This is a genomic window from Acinetobacter sp. 789_lipA, from assembly GCF_058242845.1.
This window is the reverse complement of sequence record NZ_JBZAYS010000001.1, coordinates 905,217-921,781: the sequence shown is the minus strand read 5'-3', so window position 1 is coordinate 921,781 and position 16,565 is coordinate 905,217. Positions and strand designations below refer to the sequence as shown.

16 protein-coding genes and 1 pseudogene are annotated in these 16,565 nt (G+C 41.4%); 8 read left to right on the top strand and 9 right to left on the bottom strand.

The window, feature by feature from the left end; translation table 11 throughout:
- Positions 1 to 96 precede the first annotated feature (96 nt).
- Both AC4CUZ_RS04345 and AC4CUZ_RS04340 read left to right on the top strand, forming a co-directional pair.
- Complete coding sequence (locus tag AC4CUZ_RS04345) at positions 97 to 2,382, top strand: TonB-dependent receptor (RefSeq protein ID WP_428872128.1); 2,286 nt, start codon at positions 97 to 99, stop codon at positions 2,380 to 2,382.
- Between the two features lie 188 nt (positions 2,383 to 2,570).
- Positions 2,571 to 3,419, top strand: coding sequence for a methylated-DNA--[protein]-cysteine S-methyltransferase (locus AC4CUZ_RS04340; RefSeq protein ID WP_004691741.1), 849 nt, complete (start codon positions 2,571 to 2,573; stop codon positions 3,417 to 3,419).
- A gap of 49 nt (positions 3,420 to 3,468) precedes the next feature.
- Here AC4CUZ_RS04340 and pyrE read toward each other — a convergent pair whose 3' ends face one another.
- Entirely contained in the window at positions 3,469 to 4,119 is a 651-nt protein-coding gene (gene pyrE, locus AC4CUZ_RS04335; protein WP_004691742.1) for an orotate phosphoribosyltransferase, read from the bottom strand.
- Between the two features lie 39 nt (positions 4,120 to 4,158).
- Here pyrE and AC4CUZ_RS04330 point away from each other — a divergent pair, with 39 nt between their 5' ends.
- Positions 4,159 to 4,977: an exodeoxyribonuclease III gene (locus tag AC4CUZ_RS04330; RefSeq protein ID WP_004691743.1), complete on the top strand. Its 819-nt coding sequence runs from the start codon at positions 4,159 to 4,161 to the stop codon at positions 4,975 to 4,977.
- 453 nt (positions 4,978 to 5,430) lie between these two features.
- A complete protein-coding gene (locus AC4CUZ_RS04325) occupies positions 5,431 to 5,802 on the top strand; it encodes a Spx/MgsR family RNA polymerase-binding regulatory protein (protein WP_004691744.1) in 372 nt (123 codons plus the stop codon).
- A gap of 22 nt (positions 5,803 to 5,824) precedes the next feature.
- On the opposite strand, the gene AC4CUZ_RS04320 is transcribed toward AC4CUZ_RS04325, so the two are convergent.
- A protein-coding gene (locus tag AC4CUZ_RS04320; protein ID WP_100222789.1) for an IS3 family transposase occupies positions 5,825 to 7,062 on the bottom strand; the annotation gives its coding sequence in 2 pieces (ribosomal slippage) (positions 5,825 to 6,726 and positions 6,726 to 7,062; 1,239 coding nt in all).
- 98 nt (positions 7,063 to 7,160) lie between these two features.
- The gene (locus AC4CUZ_RS04315) at positions 7,161 to 7,598 is read right to left on the bottom strand and encodes a DUF2147 domain-containing protein (RefSeq protein ID WP_004691748.1); all 438 of its coding nucleotides are present in this window, start codon (positions 7,596 to 7,598) and stop codon (positions 7,161 to 7,163) included.
- A 155-nt stretch (positions 7,599 to 7,753) separates the two neighbouring features.
- Between AC4CUZ_RS04315 and AC4CUZ_RS04310 the strand changes: the two genes are divergently transcribed.
- Positions 7,754 to 8,665, top strand: coding sequence for an alpha/beta hydrolase (locus AC4CUZ_RS04310; protein WP_004691749.1), 912 nt, complete (start codon positions 7,754 to 7,756; stop codon positions 8,663 to 8,665).
- A gap of 72 nt (positions 8,666 to 8,737) precedes the next feature.
- Here AC4CUZ_RS04310 and AC4CUZ_RS04305 read toward each other — a convergent pair whose 3' ends face one another.
- The gene (locus tag AC4CUZ_RS04305) at positions 8,738 to 9,304 is read right to left on the bottom strand and encodes an FMN-dependent NADH-azoreductase (RefSeq protein ID WP_004691751.1); all 567 of its coding nucleotides are present in this window, start codon (positions 9,302 to 9,304) and stop codon (positions 8,738 to 8,740) included.
- Positions 9,305 to 9,529: 225 nt separating this feature from the next.
- Between AC4CUZ_RS04305 and AC4CUZ_RS04300 the strand changes: the two genes are divergently transcribed.
- Positions 9,530 to 10,783 carry a GGDEF domain-containing protein gene (locus AC4CUZ_RS04300; protein WP_490747307.1) on the top strand — a complete coding sequence of 418 codons (1,254 nt, stop codon included), beginning with the start codon at positions 9,530 to 9,532 and terminating at the stop codon, positions 10,781 to 10,783.
- Here the strand turns inward: AC4CUZ_RS04300 and AC4CUZ_RS04295 are convergent.
- From AC4CUZ_RS04295 to AC4CUZ_RS04275, 5 genes are all read right to left on the bottom strand, one after another.
- Positions 10,780 to 11,418 (bottom strand): glutathione S-transferase family protein, encoded by a 639-nt coding sequence (locus AC4CUZ_RS04295; RefSeq protein ID WP_004691754.1) that lies wholly within the window; start codon positions 11,416 to 11,418, stop codon positions 10,780 to 10,782. The genes AC4CUZ_RS04300 and AC4CUZ_RS04295 overlap by 4 nt on opposite strands.
- 18 nt (positions 11,419 to 11,436) lie before the next feature.
- On the bottom strand, positions 11,437 to 13,263 hold the full coding sequence (gene dsbD / locus AC4CUZ_RS04290; RefSeq protein WP_490747306.1) for a protein-disulfide reductase DsbD: 1,827 nt from the start codon (positions 13,261 to 13,263) through the stop codon (positions 11,437 to 11,439).
- 19 nt (positions 13,264 to 13,282) lie between these two features.
- Positions 13,283 to 14,053 (bottom strand): transporter, encoded by a 771-nt coding sequence (locus AC4CUZ_RS04285; RefSeq protein WP_004691756.1) that lies wholly within the window; start codon positions 14,051 to 14,053, stop codon positions 13,283 to 13,285.
- 14 nt (positions 14,054 to 14,067) lie between these two features.
- Positions 14,068 to 14,610 carry a hypothetical protein gene (locus AC4CUZ_RS04280; RefSeq protein ID WP_004978318.1) on the bottom strand — a complete coding sequence of 181 codons (543 nt, stop codon included), beginning with the start codon at positions 14,608 to 14,610 and terminating at the stop codon, positions 14,068 to 14,070.
- 138 nt (positions 14,611 to 14,748) lie between these two features.
- Positions 14,749 to 15,123: an HPF/RaiA family ribosome-associated protein gene (locus AC4CUZ_RS04275; protein WP_004691760.1), complete on the bottom strand. Its 375-nt coding sequence runs from the start codon at positions 15,121 to 15,123 to the stop codon at positions 14,749 to 14,751.
- A 330-nt stretch (positions 15,124 to 15,453) separates the two neighbouring features.
- Between AC4CUZ_RS04275 and AC4CUZ_RS04270 the strand changes: the two are divergent.
- Positions 15,454 to 15,660, top strand: a pseudogene (locus tag AC4CUZ_RS04270) (purine permease); the annotation flags it as partial.
- Positions 15,661 to 15,813: 153 nt separating this feature from the next.
- Complete coding sequence (locus AC4CUZ_RS04265; protein ID WP_004691761.1) at positions 15,814 to 16,563, top strand: outer membrane protein OmpK; 750 nt, start codon at positions 15,814 to 15,816, stop codon at positions 16,561 to 16,563.
- The last annotated feature ends 2 nt before the right edge of the window (positions 16,564 to 16,565 follow it).

Below are 16,565 nucleotides of genomic sequence, written 5' to 3'. Positions count from 1 at the left end.
AAAAATGAATATTACCATAAGTCTTGTTCATTTTTAGTAAATGATTATACTTCTCATTTTTATTGGCAATTCACTCTCTCCGAGCCTTAAATCATGATGAAATTTTCACCACAGCCGCTTTGTGGTTCTAACCTATTCAAATATAGCCTTCTCAGCTTTATGATTTTAAATGCGCATGCAGCCTATGCGGATGAAGCGACGCTACAAAATAATGAGAATCCCTCCTCTCAAGCGACGACAAACAAATCGGGCACAGCAGCAGTTTTGCCTACCTTGAAAATTGAGGCGATGAGTGAACTTGATCCAATCAAAAGCTATGTTGATTACGATCAGGCCAATGTCACACGGAATGGTTTAAAGAAAAAAGATATTCCTCAAACCATCGACACCATTGATGTACAGAAATATAAAATCTATGGCTCTAACGACCTCAGTGTGATGCTACAAGGCACACCAGGGGTATCCACCAGCTACGATATGCGCGGTGATGGCATTACCCTCCGTGGTTTCTCTGCCGACTCGGGTGATATTTACCGTGATGGTATCCGTGAAAGTGGCCAAGTGCGTCGTAGTACAGCCAATATTGAACGGATCGAAATTTTAAAAGGCCCTGCCTCGGTGTTATACGGGCGTAGTGCAGGCGGTGGTGTGGTCAATATGGTGAGTAAATACGCCAACTTTGACTCGAAAAGCTCAGTCGGTACTTACGTAGGCTCATATGATAACTACGGTGCAACCGCAGATATTAACCAAGTCTTAAATGACAACTGGGCTGTCCGTTTAACAGGTGAATACGGTGAAGCGGATAGTTTCCGCTCAGGCATCAACAGTAAAATTGAGATGATCTCGCCAAGTTTCACTTATAAAAATGATGATGAAACCCTTACGTGGACCACACAATATACCTATGACAAATTAGGTCGAGTACCTGACCGTGGTCCAAGTTATAGTGTTTTACCTGCTGGCACATCGATTAAAACGAGTTTTGCACAAAAAGGCGATTACGTTGATGATGTACTACAAGTCATTCGTTCAGATTTAAATTACGAATTTGCGCCGAATTGGAAATTCCATTGGGCAACAAGTTACCGCCAAGCAGATCAAGACTTTGATCATTTTTATGGTGGTACCTACTGTGCTTCAGATGCAACCACCAGTAATGGTGAAAGCGCTTCTAGCACTCCACTTACACAACGTCGCTGCTACAACAATGTCGGAAAAATTTCGCAAAACTATTACTGGCAGCAAACATCTAATCGAACCACCACCAATACGTGGGATATTACAGGTGAGTTTGATACGGGCGCTATTAAACATAATCTTTTAGTGGGTACCGATTGGACCTATGAACAAAGAGAGCCGAAACTTTCTAATAAAAACGCCAATGGCAGTCGAATTGATGGTTTTTATGACCCAATTACAGGTCAATTAACACAGAATAATCGTGATAACGGTGCTAAAACCATTACTCAGCATAATTATAATGAAGGCACAAGCTACGGCTTTTTCATTCAAGACTTAATTAGTTTTAATGAATATTTCAAAGTAATGCTTGGTGCACGTTATGATTATTACGATACATCAACCACCAACAAATTATTAGCTTCTTCCGACATCAATTACCATCGTAGTATCAATGATGAAAGCTTTAGCCCCAACATTGGTTTCATTTGGCAACCCACAGATCAACACAGCTTCTATGCTTCATACAATAAAAGCTTTGCACCGTTTGGTGGGCGTGTAGGTGTCAGTGTTGTATCCGCAAATACCAATCTGAATACCTTTGATTCAGAACCTCAATATAATGAGCAATATGAAATTGGGGTCAAAAGTGACTGGTTTGATGACCGTTTAAATACCCAACTCTCAGTTTTTGACATTCGCAAAAATAATATTCGTTATGTACCTGATGACACTAAACCTGAAGAATGGGCAACTGCGGGCGAACATCAATCTAAAGGTCTAGAGTTTAGTTTTATTGGTCGCGTATTGGATAATGTATTTGTCCGTGGTGGATATGGTTATCTACAAGCCGAAGTTAAAAAAGACAAGCAAAATCCAGATAATGTGAATAAAGTGCTAAATAATGCGCCTGAACATACGGGTAACTTATTTGTTCGTTACTTACCTACAGAAAAACTCTATGGTGAAGTTGGTGTGACTTATGTGGGTGACTACAAAGCCTACCCTAATAGCAATTTAAGCAACCAGCCCTTGGATATGAAAGCTTTCTCACGTGTCGATGCAGCCATTGGTTATAGTGCTGATCCATGGAACCTGACCTTAGCTGTCAGTAACTTGACCAATAAAGAATACTGGCGTTCAGACTCTATGCCTGGTACACCGCGTAGCTTCCTCATGCGTTTGAACTACCAGTTCTAAACCCCTTCAGTTAAAACGCCATCTCAAGCGGAACAGGTCACTGTTCCGCTTTTTTATGCTTATCAAGGAACGACTAAGTCAATCAATGCATGCTTCGAACCTTTTCTGATAAAGCGCAAGAAACGGATTTTCAGGCCTCGCTGGATTTGTTAGTGTTTTCTTAAGTTAAATGATTTCCGCGAGTAATCATGACAGAACATAGCAATTACGCACGTGTGGCAAAGGCAATTGAATACATTGAACAAAACTTCAAACAGCAACCCAGTTTGGCTGAGATTACAGAACACGTTCATTTAAGTCCTACACATTTTCAGCGTATCTTTAGCGAATGGGCAGGCATTAGCCCGAAGAAATTTCTGCAATATATTAGTGTGGAATATGCAAAGTCGGTTTTGAACAACCACACAGAAAATAATATTTTTGCAGCAACTTTTGACACTGGCCTTTCCAGTACCAGCCGATTGCATGATTTATTTGTCCAAATCGAAGGGATAACGCCCGCAGAATATAAACAGGATGGTGAAGCACTCCACATTCACTATAGTTTTGCAGAAACCATTTTTGGCTCCGTCATTATTGCCTCGACCCCTAAAGGGATTTGTCATATGGCCTTTACCGAAGCAGATCGGGATGCATTGACCTATCTGAAAAAACAGTTCCCACGCGCGACATTTATTGAAGATCAGGATGAATTACAACGCAAAGCGCTCGCAATTTTTCAGCACGATCAAAACAGCCTATCAGAGATTAAACTGCATCTGAAAGGCACCGACTTTCAGCTCAAGGTGTGGCAAAGTCTGCTTAAAATTCCCATGGGGCAGCTCAGCAGTTATGCGCATATTGCCCAAGAGATTGGGCAAGAGCGTGCCTCACGAGCAGTCGGAACAGCAATTGGCAGCAACCCCGTTGCCTTTTTAATCCCATGCCATCGGGTCATTCAGTCTTCAGGACAACGTGGCGGCTATATGTGGGGGACGACACGTAAAACTGCGATAATTGGTTGGGAAGGTGCGCATAGCCAAACGCCAACCGAATGAGAGAGCCAATAAAAAAGGAAGCCGAAGCTTCCCTTTTTTGTTTCAACGCTTAAACGCCATATTTCACGCGATAGGCTTCCATTTTTGCTAAAGCTTCTGTCTCACCTTTAGCCTCTAAATAATTCATCAAATCTTTCATGGTCACCAATGCATGCACAGGAATTTCCAATTCTTTTTGGACTTCTTGAATCGCAGACAGTTCACCTTGACCTTTTTCTTGGCGGTCTAATGCCACCAACACACCTGCAATCTGCGCACCTGCATTTTTCAAAATGGTGACTACTTCACGGATCGCTGTACCCGCAGTAATCACGTCATCAATAATCCAGACTTTTTTGCCTGCAACAGATGCACCAACCAAGACCCCGCCTTCACCATGATCTTTGGCTTCTTTACGGTTGAAACCCCAAGGCACACTTACCCCATGATTTTGTGACAAAGCCACCGCTGTTGCAGCAACAAAAGGAATCCCTTTGTACGCAGGACCAAAGACCACCTCAACATTGTTGCATTCTGTCAGTTTGGCTGCATAGCCAGACGCCAGTAATGACAAGGCTTCACCGTCATTAAGCAGACCTGCATTAAAAAAATAAGGACTCACACGACCCGATTTTAAAGTAAACTCACCAAATTTAAGCACACCACGTGATAATGCGAGTTCGATAAAAGCTTGAGGGTTAAATGTCGCTTGCGTTGTCATGCGGTGCTCCGTATTTTCAAATTGAGGTAAGACTTGCGCATGATACCAAAGAGTAGCTATCCAAGTGATCAAAAAATTTTACGTGTGGTTTCAATTAACGTAAATGGTCTACGTTCTGCAGAAAAAAAAGGGATTTTTGATTGGATTGCCACATCAGATGCTGATGTGATTTGCATGCAAGAATCTCGCATCACCCACGAACAATGGACCGATAAATTTAAACCTGAAGGCTGGCATACCCACCTGTTCCCTGCTGAACGTCCAGGGTATGCTGGCACTGCTATTTATAGCCGTTTACCATTTGTTTCAGTTACTGATGGACTTGGTTTTGAATTGGCCGATTCTCAAGGTCGCTTTATTTCGGCTGAGTTTGACTTAGGCTTAGACCAAAACGTGCATATTTGTTCACTCTATTTACCATCGGGTTCTTCTGGTGAAGAAGCACAAGTACGTAAAGATCACTTTTTAGAAGAATACAAACAAATTTTGAAACAATGGCGTGATGAAAATAAATCCGTGATTGTCTGTGGTGACTACAACATCGTGCATAAACGCATCGACATTAAAAACTGGTCAGGCAACCAAAAAGCCTCAGGCTGCTTACCGCACGAACGCGCTTGGCTCGATCATATTTATGATGAACTTGGCTATATCGATACTTTCCGTGAAGTGCGTCCAGAGGCTGAGCTTTATTCGTGGTGGTCAAACCGAGGACAAGCTCGTGCGAAGAACGTGGGCTGGCGCATTGACTATCAAGCTTGCTCACCTGACTGGAAAGCCCGTACAGTCAATGCTTGGGTCTATAAAGAAACATGGTTTAGCGACCATGCACCTGTCATTATTGACTACAAAATCTAGAAAAATTTAAGTATTTAGCTCATATTCAGTGAACATTTGTTTACTGAATATGAGCTCTTAACCTACATTATCTGCCGTTTTTTGAGTCTTTTTCTGATCAATCAATCAGTGCATTATGTTTCCACGGCAAAGGGACGATGTCAGGATGACAGCACAAGGACAGGACGCCGTAGGATGAAATTAAAACGAACTATGGAAATAGTTGGTTTTCAAGGATGTGACAATGGACGTTGTAATGAGACCCGCATGATCAGGATGATTAAATGCGGGTTTTCTCTTTTTTAGTCTCTGCCTTTTTTAATGCTTCTTCTTTTTATATTCTATTTTTCTTTGATTTAATTCTAAAACGCTTTTATGACAAGACGATGACGCTATTGGCTTAAATCGCGACACTAGAGCTGCTCTGCTTTTTCCGTTACTCTAAACCCAGCTTAAAATTCAGAAGGGTTTTCCATGTTAAACGTGTATGGCATTAAAAATTGTAATTCAATGAAAAAAGCATTCGACCTACTGAATGAGTTAGGTTTAGCGTATGAGTTTCATGATTATAAAAAACAAGGCATTGATGCTACGACTGTCAAAACATGGCTCGATCAGATTGGGGCAGATGTGGTCCTGAATAAGAAAGGTACCACTTGGCGTAAGCTGACTGAAGCAGAACAAGAGACTGCTTTAGCTTCAGAGCAAGGACTGATAGATACTCTCACGACCCATCACAGTCTCATTAAGCGCCCCGTGATTGCAACACCCGATGGTTTTATTGTGGGTTTCAATGAAGATGCAATTCGTGCCCTAAAGGCATTGTCTTGTCCTGAAATAGATTGACAGTATTCCACTTCAAACCGAGTTAAGCAATTAGCTCGGTTTTAGTTTGCTCATACATCTGATTCGGGGTGTTCATATTTAAACTTAAATGTGGTCTATAGTAATTATAAATCATGATAGATTCCGTAATTAAGTGATCTAACTCCTTCATGGTTTGACATCGTGTAGTTAAAAACTCCTGCTTTAATATTCCATTAATCCGCTCTGCTAATGCATTTTGATATGAGAAACACTGTTTCGCAAGGTATCCATCTGTCATGGAAGGACATATCCCATAATGGTGCAATGCCGATTGATATAGCTCAGAGCAATACTGAGAGCCTCTGTCTGAATGATGAATCATCCTAGTCGCTCGATCCGTCACATGCTGCATCGCCATATGTAGAGCCTGCATAACATTCTCCGCACGCATATCATTCGATAACTTATAACCTTTAATCTGACGGGTATAAGCATCTGTCACCAATGATAAATAATGTACGCCTTCAGCACTCTCAACATAAGTAATATCACTAACAAAGACTTCGTTGGCTTGCACTGCTGAATAATCCTTTAATAAATTTGGATGCTTCTTCATCCAATGCTTGCTATCCGTAGTTTTTGTATAGCGACGCTTGGGGCGAATCAATAAATTATGCTCTTTCAATATTTTAAATAACTGATCCCGTCCACACTTTAAACCACGCTGCAACAATTTGCCTTTAATAAGCCAATACAACTTACGTGTTCCGATACTTGGCATGAGACAACGATATTCCATAACCAACTCAAGTATTTGTTCAGTTGCTTGTGCAGTCATTTGAGCACGTTTTTCTGCTTGATAATAAGCTTGTCGGGTGATTCCCAACCACTGACAATAACGTGAAACGCTTAGTCCTCTTTGGCTTTGCCAATCTTTGAAACGTGCTCGGTATACTTTTTTCCAAGATCAGTCCCACATTCTTTATCAATGTGATAAATCACATCCTGAATAAATTCAGTTTTAAGCTTTTCTGCGGCTAACTGCTTTTCTAATTGGCGGATTCGTTGTTGGGGTGTTAATTGGCGTTTAGAAGAAGGCGGCATATTCGAAGTCCAGTCCTGTTGTCCGTGCTTGCGTAACCATACCAGCACAGTTGATCTTCCTTGAATACCATATTTTGCCTGAGCTTGTTTATAAGTAATTTGCCCTTTTTCTACTTCATGTACAACCATCATTTTAAAGGCAAAGCTATAATCACCTTGTGTACGTTTAACTCTTTGTTCTCGTTCATGTTCCATAAAATAAGCCTCTTAAAGGTGTAAACTTATTTCAGGACGGGACACATAACAAAAACAAAAAAGCCGAGCAATTGCTCGGCTTTTTTTGTTGGATGAGATTAGTTCGCGCGAATCCAAGTTTGGTTACGGCCAAGTGCAGCCACACCAATATAGCCACGAAGCTCTAGTTTTTTACCACCAGCAGCAATGTTGCCTTTTAATTTATAAGTTTTACCCGTTTGCGGATCTAAAATTGATCCACCTTCATAGCTTGTACCACCCGCGTTTTTCAGACCATGTACAATCGTTAAACCTTTCAACGATTTGTTTTTGTATGGGCCTTCACACTTGGTACATGCATTTTCTTCACCTGGTGTCAAAATACCTTGAATACTCGCAGTTAAAGTTCCATTTTTTTGCTCTGTGAATTTAACCAAAGCTTTCGCTTGTTTAGTTTTGTCATCAATCGTTTTCCAAACAGTGCCATTCAGCGGATCTGCTGCATGAGCTAGAGCGGTTAATCCTAGTACGCTTAGTGCAAGTGCAATTTTTTTCATTTTTGTCATTTCCCTAGTCTAGTATAGACGACTATCATTATTAAAAAGTCACAACAATTTTTCAATTTTTCAATGTGACCAATTAGTGTAACCTTGTAAATTATGTTGGTAAATACACAAACTCAAGGTAAAACAAATAACAAAATGGAATAACTATGAAGATTGCCGATCCATGGAAACAAATTTTTACGGAGCAGTTGTTAAAAACCACGATTCGAACCCCAAGTCGCTTTAGTCTCCCACCCAGTAGTCAGCGGTTTCTTCTTGAACAAATGTGCCGTGCATTTCCGCTCAATAAATCGATTCGGATTCGCCCTCTACGTCTTGCAGGCCTGCGTGCGGAAGAATTAAAACCTGAAACTGAAGCCACTCAGCTCATTTTGCACATTCATGGTGGGGCTTTCTTTTTAGGTTCAATGAATACCCATCGCGCGTTTGTCTCAGACCTTGCAGCCAGCACACAAATGCAGGTTATTCACCTTGACTATCCTTTGTCACCTGAACATCCCTATCCTGAAGCTATTGATGCGCTGTTTGATGTTTATCAGCTGTTATTGGAACAAGGTATACAGGCCAAAGATATTATTTTATCGGGGGATTCATGTGGTGCAAATTTAGCGCTAGCCTTAGCACTACGCATTCGTGATGAGCAACGTCCTCAAGTCAGTGGATTAATTCTACTTTCGCCGTTTTTGGATTTAAGCTTAACCAGTGAGTCTATTCGCTATAACAGCAAGCTTGATGCACTATTATCCGTCGAAGCCCTTGAAACAGGCATCGACTATTATGTCCCAGAACAAATTGACCCAGCGGACCCGCTCGTTTCACCTTTATTTGATGATTTAGCAGACCTCCCGCCAACCCTTGTACAAGTCGGTTCGAAAGAAATTCTCTTGGACGATGCGCAGCGGTTTAGAGATAAAGCGACCAAGGCAGGTGTAGATGTGACATTTAAACTATACACAGGCATGTGGCATAACTTTCAAATGTTTAATGCATGGTTTCCAGAAGCTAAAATGGCATTGGATGACATCGCAACGTTTGCTCAAGCGCTTGACCAAGACTAAACAAATTCCGCATAAAAAAAGGTCAGCTGAACGCTGACCAAATGAGGAATCATGGAACTACAGTTATTGTTATTAGATCGCTTGCACCTGCGCTAAAGCTGCTGCAATGGCTTTGTCTTTCAGCTCTGGGCCCATATTCACGCCTTCAGCACGAATGATTTCAACATCGGTCACACCAGTAAAATTAAAAACAGTTTTTAAGAAGCCTTCTTGGAAGTCAACAGGACTATTTTCACCATAGACACCACCGCGACTACTGGCAATATAGGCTTTCTTGTCACCAGCCAAACCGACAGGACCATTTTCCGTATATTTAAAGGTACGACCTGCAACACTAATGCGGTCAATCCATGCTTTTAAAGTCGAAGTAATCCCGAAGTTATACATCGCCGCACCAATCACCACAACGTCCGCATCTAAGTATTGTTGAATAATACGTTCGCCCAGAGCCGATTGTTCTACATTTTGACCCATTAAAATTTCTGCGTCTAAATGTGGAATCGGCTGCGTTGCCAAGTCCAAATATTCAACCTCAACTTGTGCATGCTTTTCGCTGAGTTGCGAAACAATGGCTTGGCTCAACTGACGAGATACAGAGGCATCCGCCATAATACTTGAATCAATGTGTAAAACTTTCATGGGATGTTCCCGCATAATCTTTATTGAATAGCTGCATCTTAAAAGAATCCCGCTCTTAGAATAATTGGTTTATTTAAAACACTATGTTGCAAAAATAGAACACTTTTCCCTTTTTATAGGGATATTTTTTCTATGATTTTAGATGCTATCTTTAAATTCAATTTTAAGAATTAATTACACTATTTAAATTTAAAAGAATATGAAAGTAGAGGATAAAAAGATTGAATGAATTCACTAGCCTCCAGCTCTAAAAAATTAAATAAAAAAACTTTATTAAATAAAAATAAACTTTCTCACTATTTACTGGAAGAGGAAGTCATCATGAATTGGAGCACCTTGAAAAAGTGCATTCTGATGTTGGTTTTGGCTTGCATTATTCATGTTGCTTGGCTCGGTTGGGATAGCTTTATCCTACTGAACCCGCAATATTGGCAGGTGGTCAATCTCGATATTGTACGCATCCAATTTGTACTGAACTCTATCTTTTTACTGACCTTGTCAGGACTGATTTATCCCTGCTATGTCCTACATGATCGCGTCTGGGTACAGCGTTTTTTACCCTATGTCGCGATCGGGATTTTTGTCATTTCTCTTTGCCAAGACAGTTATTTCGTCGGCGTATTAAGCCCAATGACTATGATTACCTACATGTGCTTGCTGACCGTGGGCTTAGTCCTGTTTAAACGCAAAATCATTTATATCATGCTGATTCCCGCAACCAGTTTTTTGGTCTTTTCAGGCTATCTCAGTTTTATAGATGTCATGCCCTACTCTCCACTTTTCACCATTAACGGCAAGCTGTTTTATAATGGGTTTTGGTTATTTTCAATGCTGTATTTCATTGCCCCTATTCTTGTCACTTGTCTGATTTTATTTGAAATCTTACTCAGTCAATGGCGGCATCGTGAGCGACTAATTCAACATTTAAGTCAGATCGACCCACTGACCAATACATTTAACCGTCGCCGTATTAGGCAAAGTTTAGAGTATTTGCATCAGCAAGATCCGCATAATCCCTATGCCGTCGTCCTCTTAGATCTCGATCATTTTAAAAGCATCAATGACCAATTTGGACATCATATGGGAGATAACGTGCTCATCGCCGTGAGCCAAGAATTAAATGACCAGATACAAAAACATGACCTAGTGGGGCGCTTTGGCGGAGAGGAGTTTATCCTTATTTTAAAACATGCTTCACTCCCTAAAGCCTATCAAATTGCGGAACGTTGTCGCACTACCATCGAGGCTTTAGTCATTAGCAATGATGAAGGTCAATCTATCCACGTTACAGCTAGTTTTGGTATTGCACAATCTCACCATGGACTCAGACCTCAGCAAGTTTTGAGTCAAGCAGACAAAGCACTCTATGCCGCTAAAGCCAGTGGACGTAATCAAATCAAATGCTATCTTGAAATCAATCCCGGTGAGATCAAATATAGCGCCGCATGTGCAGACACACAGCATATTTCACCTAACTAAACTGCTTCTGCCCGTGCCGCGTCGACCCATTGTTTAACCGCAGAATGCTGCATAATGTGTTGCATATACTGCTGGCTGCATTCAGATACAGGCAGTGCATAACTCTTGAAACGCATCACCACAGGTGCATAGAAGGCGTCGGCTATAGAAAAATCACCAAATAGAAAGGTATGCTCATCCGAACGCTGTGCCCAAATTTGTTCAATTCGTTCGACATCTGCTCTTAATTCAGCATGCTGCGCACACAAAGCTAGCCCCTCAGCTATGCTGTACTGCGCTTGAATATTCATCGGGCATAATTGGCGTAGTGCCATAAAACTACTGTGCATCTCACCACTGATACTCCGTGCTTCTGCTCTCAAATAGTCAAGCTTGGGCCACAGGGCTAAATCTGGATTTTGCTCAGCCAAATATTCACAGATGGCTAAAGAGTCCCAAACTTTAAATTCACCCACGTCCAATATGGGCACTTTAGCATTGGCATGAATGTGGGACAGTTGCTGCTTAAAGGTGGGGGCTTCTGCATCAAAACGAATGAGGATTTCTTCAAAATCCAGATCAAATGCAGTCAAGACCAACCACGCTCGCATCGACCAACTGGAGTAATTTTTATTGGCAATATATAAACGTTGCATCACCCTTCTCCCTCAGGTTTAAAAACGTTGTAATTGAGCTAAAAGTTCAGCCTCAGTAAATGCACCGGTTAAACGTAAACCACGAATTTCTTGTTGTGAGGCATCTAAGAATAAATAGGTCGGTGGTCCTAAAATATCCCACTGGTTTAAGAGCAGTTGATGGGTTGCATCGTAATGACTCAAATCTAATTTGATCAAATAATACGGCGCAAGCGCTTGCTGTACCGTTGCAGACTTTAATATACGGTGTTCAATCGGCTGACAAGCAACACACCAATCAGCATAGACATCGATAATGATCTTTTGACCTTTTGGTGCTTGTGCCAAGAGCTGCTTAAACTCCGTTGCCGTCGCTGCCACATGCCAACGTGCAGATGTAGCCACTGGCGCTTCAAAGAAACGCTGACTCTGCTGATATTGGCTATAGGCAATGTACGTCCCGCCAATGATTAAAGCCACAATGTACAGCATACGCAACTGAGTTTTATGCCACATCAAACGATACAACACATAAATAATAAAGCTCAAGCCTAGCAGCAGACTCAGTGCTTGCATCCATGTTTCAGAAAGCAAAGGACGCACAAAATACAGCGCTAAAGCCAACATGATGAAAGCAAAGAATACCCGAACCTGATTCATCCACAGACCAGCACGAGGCAATACCTTAGCACCCAGCACGCTTGCCAATAACAATGGTGTCCCCATACCAAAGCCTAAGGTGAACAGCAAAATGGCCCCTTGCCACTGGCTTTGTGTCTGTGAAATAAATAGTAAAGCGCCTGCCAAAGGTGCCGTCATACACGGTCCAACCAACAGCGCAGAGATCATGCCCATAATCGCGGCACTGATCAGGCTGCCACCCTTTTGCATAGACTGGATATGATCGAGTTTATTCACCACGGCTTGCGGCAGTTTAAGTTCAAACAAACCAAATAGATTGAGCGCGAATAAAACAAAAAGAATGCTAAAAGCAATCAGGGTAGATGGCTGTTGTAACCAACGCTGGAAGTTCAAACCCGCAGATGAGGCCACCAAGCCCAAAATGGCATAGACCATGGCCATACTGCACACAAAGACCAAGGCAATCATCCATGCTTTGAGGCCTTTGCTATCGCGAATAATTAATGAGGTTAAAATCGGCAACATCGGCAAAGAACACGGCGTAAACGCGAGTAATATCCCGAGGCCAAAGAACAGTAATAAACCATAGGCCAATGAGCTTTTGGCTAACTCTTCAGACCAAATTTGATCTTGCGCAGCCATCGCATCGGAAGCTGTTACGGCGGGTTCAGCAGTGACTGTTGGGTTGATCGGCTCAAATTGCGAATTCGACTGCGCGGCTAAATCTAACAGTCGTTTTGATCCACCCGCTTGATCTTGTAGGCTGACCAAGCCATTGACATCAGTTTTAAACTCAATACTTTGCGGTGGATAGCAAATGCGATCTTTGGCACAGCCTTGCCAAGTCACCTTATAAGTTTGTGAAGCCTGTGTGTCTAAGTCAAATTGCACTTGTTGATAATAAACTTGGGTGTGTCCATAGTTTTCATCATACAAATCATGCGCAGGCGGCAGCTCAAGCTTAAGGGGCTGACCCGCCTGCTGTACTTCAAATTTGTGCTGATACAGATAATACTGTTCAGGGATATTCCAGTGCAGTTGAGCGGTATGCTCAGTCGTGGATTCCACTGTAAATGGAAAAGCATTTTCAGCTGAAAGGAGTGGAGTTTCTGCATGAACGTTTAGGATACTGGCCCAGATACACAGATTGATGATCAATACTGACAGCGCCAGATACCACGTTTTGCCGCTCATCCCCTGTTTCAGATGAAGATGCTTTTTCATAATATGTTCTTTTTTCTAATTAAAATAAGTATGAAACGCCAAGGCCTGAATAATAACTTTTATCTGCACCATTTAAGTCGACACCAACACTTGCGTCCAACTGCATCCGATTATTCACCGCATACATGACACCTGTACCGAGCGCATATTCATTGTCTTGACTTTCTGCTTTACGATAAACCAATTCAGAAAAACCACTGAGTTTATCGGTAAATTGGTACTCTAAAGTCGGAATTGCAGAAATGGCCCAATCACTATTTTGCACTTCATAACGCATGGTGATGGATGTCGACACGAGGTCGCTATAATCGTATGCCACCACAGATGACAGGCTATAAATATCATCTTCATTGGTGAAACCATCATTACCTGTGGCAATAATTGCTTCAGCCAGTACCGCCATACTCAAGCGTTCATCATCCAAGGGAATCGCCGCTTTTACACCGACACTGACATCACCCAAACCGTCTGTTTCAGACTTATGGCCAGCCACTTTCACTTGTTGCCAAGAGGGTCCAGCCCAACCCAATTGCAATTCGATATTTTCAGCTAAACCTGTGCGCAATAACATATCTGCATTTAAGCTGGTGGTTTTGAATTTTTCACCATCAGCCGTAGTCGATTCAGCATAGTGCGCATTGGCCAAGCCCTGCTCCCAAGCCAACTGCCCCACAGGCGTAATCCCTGTGCCTATACCCGAACCTGGGCGGTCAAAGGAAAAATCTGTAGCCATCGCATTCATACTGAACCCAGTGGCTACACATAAACCTAAATGTTTTAATTGCATCATGATGATCTCGCTGTTTAAGCTAATTCTTTTGTCATTTTTGCACCATGCTGGCGAAGCAACTCTAAGGTTTGCTTTTCTTCAGCCAATGCTTCGGCCCAATTAATTTCGTCAAATTCACAATCAAAGAATAAATCGCTAATGGAGGATAAAATGGTTAAACCATCTTCATCTTTGGTGTTTGGATCGACTTTTTCGTCCAACAAACGTTTGACCGCGGGCGCACATGCAGCACTTGCCGCATCCCAAAGTGGGCCATAAATTTCTTCTGTATCCCACAAATGCAAGTTTGCTTTGCCATGAATCAGTTGTTCTAAAATGTCTAAATGTACCGCTAGAGTCTGTTGTTTTTCTTGTTCTGACAGCGGTGCGCCTGCTTCATACGCTTCGCAAATCGCTTCCCACCATTTGAATAAGCCGTCTGACCAAACAGAAATCACAGGTCCTTTTTCAGGATCGATAAAATTGAGACTTAACCCATCGGTCAATAGACGTTGAACTTGTTGAAGATCTAATTCTTCAAGTGCTTGCACGAAAGCTTGTTGTTGCGCGGTTAACATGGAGATGACGCTCTTCAATTCAGTTTATTCTATTATGCCGAATAAACGGGACATTTGTTATCCGTAATGTTGGATAAAAGTGAGTGTCCAGCATTAAAAAAGCCCCTGATTGAGGGGCTTCTTTAAATTCGGTGAGGTTTAATCTTCCTCATCATCAACTAGGCCATCATCCTGATCTGCATATACAGGTTGGCCAGCACGTGGTTTATCATTTTTTTCAAAGGTATGTTCTAAACTACGTTTAAGGCGATCGATCGCGCCATGAATCGCAGTATCGACATTATGACCTTTATGATTTACAACCACGGGTTTTAAACCTGCTGGACGCGCTTCAATCATACATTGAATGTCGTCATCTCCGCCTTTATGGCTATTGGCATCACTTAGATGCACTGAAAAGTGGGTAATGCGCTCACTGTGACGTTGAAATTCTTGATTCAGCTCTTCGCGTATATAACTAATTAAACGGTCACTATTTTGAATGTTTTTATCTGTACGGATTTCTATGTTCATAAAATAACATCCTCTCTCTTTCTTTATTCGACTCTTTTTTTGTACCAAGATTTTTATCTCTTGGCACACTTGTAACTTACTGTTTTAACAGTATTCGACCATCTTCAATTGCTTTGGAATGTAACCTCCATCGATTGAATGATGAACACTTTTGAGTCTGCAGATCTGTGTCCTTCTCCTTTGAATATCGGGCCTAACTGAAAATTATGCAAGTGATATTTTTAAAAAAATATGAAAAGGATACTTATTGTGACAAGCCCTTACTTACATGGCTAAAAACAGATGGATTTGATTCCATCTTCTAACTATTCACGTGACTTCATTGGCTAGAATGAACAAAAAAATCTAATGATTATGACAACTTCAATTACGGCAGGAATGACTCCACGCATCGATCATTCATTCTTTGCAAACATCCCCCAATAAGTGCAAACCCTGTTCCATTCTAGGATTCTCTCGAGCAGTATCATGTCGATATTGCTAAATTTATTATTCAATCACCTAACATTTTTTCCAAGAAGGTCCATATCAAATTAAGTGTCATGCCTGAAAGGCAACATTAAACCATTTGGTAAAAAAAGTATAAAAAATGGCTCATTTTGATATCTATTTTCCATGACGTTCGTCAAATTTGGCTTTATTTTTGCTTAATAATCGGTATCCTGTATCCGATTTTTTGGGGAAATATTCATGAAACTGACTCAAATTGCTGCTTTCGTAGCATTATCTTCTGCTGCGGCAATTTCTCAAGCTGCGCCGATTTGGCAAGACTTTAGCTTCACTGGTTTATATGGTGAAAACTATGCTCATCCTGTAAATATGGATGACAACAACCAGCAAACGACTGCAACTGTAGAATATACTGCTAAGTTAAAATATGGTGATTTTTTCGGCTTTGCTGACCGTGCTCACAATGACTTTGAAAACAGCACATATTTCGAGCTTTCTCCTCGTTTAAGCTTAAGCGCAGTGACAGGGACTAAATTAGAAGCTGGTCCGATCAAAGATATTTTAATTGCAGGAACATGGGAAGCGAACAGCTCTAACTACCCAGGTGCAGACTTCAATAACTACCTCTATGGTATTGGTTTTGATCTTGCTATTCCTTATTTCCAATATGCTCAACTTAACTTCTACAAAGCAGACAATGAAAAAGGGACTACTGATGACTACCAAATGACTGCTGCCTACGGTATCCCAGTTAAACTTGGTTCAGAAGATTTTCTTATTGACGGCTTCCTTGACTGGTCAACAGGTGAAAATGCAACTCATGCAAGTGAGTTAAACTGGACAACTCAATGGAAATGGAATGTAGGTAAACACATTTCTCCAGATACACGTCTTTATGTGGGTGTTGAGCACTCAGTTTGGAACAACAAATACGCCATCAAAGGTTTAGACCAAAATGACGTAAGTGCATTAATCAAATACCACTTCTAATT

Coding starts and splice junctions, on each gene's coding strand:
- AC4CUZ_RS04345 (WP_428872128.1), top strand. CDS start 97: ATGAAATTTTCACCACAGCCGCTTTGTGGTTCTAACCTATTCAAATAT.
- AC4CUZ_RS04285 (WP_004691756.1), bottom strand. CDS start 14,053: ATGATGCAATTAAAACATTTAGGTTTATGTGTAGCCACTGGGTTCAGT.
- AC4CUZ_RS04305 (WP_004691751.1), bottom strand. CDS start 9,304: ATGAAAGTTTTACACATTGATTCAAGTATTATGGCGGATGCCTCTGTA.
- AC4CUZ_RS04265 (WP_004691761.1), top strand. CDS start 15,814: ATGAAACTGACTCAAATTGCTGCTTTCGTAGCATTATCTTCTGCTGCG.
- AC4CUZ_RS04295 (WP_004691754.1), bottom strand. CDS start 11,418: ATGCAACGTTTATATATTGCCAATAAAAATTACTCCAGTTGGTCGATG.
- AC4CUZ_RS04340 (WP_004691741.1), top strand. CDS start 2,571: ATGACAGAACATAGCAATTACGCACGTGTGGCAAAGGCAATTGAATAC.
- AC4CUZ_RS04280 (WP_004978318.1), bottom strand. CDS start 14,610: ATGTTAACCGCGCAACAACAAGCTTTCGTGCAAGCACTTGAAGAATTA.
- AC4CUZ_RS04330 (WP_004691743.1), top strand. CDS start 4,159: ATGATACCAAAGAGTAGCTATCCAAGTGATCAAAAAATTTTACGTGTG.
- dsbD (WP_490747306.1), bottom strand. CDS start 13,263: ATGAAAAAGCATCTTCATCTGAAACAGGGGATGAGCGGCAAAACGTGG.
- AC4CUZ_RS04275 (WP_004691760.1), bottom strand. CDS start 15,123: ATGAACATAGAAATCCGTACAGATAAAAACATTCAAAATAGTGACCGT.
- AC4CUZ_RS04315 (WP_004691748.1), bottom strand. CDS start 7,598: ATGAAAAAAATTGCACTTGCACTAAGCGTACTAGGATTAACCGCTCTA.
- pyrE (WP_004691742.1), bottom strand. CDS start 4,119: ATGACAACGCAAGCGACATTTAACCCTCAAGCTTTTATCGAACTCGCA.
- AC4CUZ_RS04300 (WP_490747307.1), top strand. CDS start 9,530: ATGAATTCACTAGCCTCCAGCTCTAAAAAATTAAATAAAAAAACTTTA.
- AC4CUZ_RS04310 (WP_004691749.1), top strand. CDS start 7,754: ATGAAGATTGCCGATCCATGGAAACAAATTTTTACGGAGCAGTTGTTA.
- AC4CUZ_RS04325 (WP_004691744.1), top strand. CDS start 5,431: ATGTTAAACGTGTATGGCATTAAAAATTGTAATTCAATGAAAAAAGCA.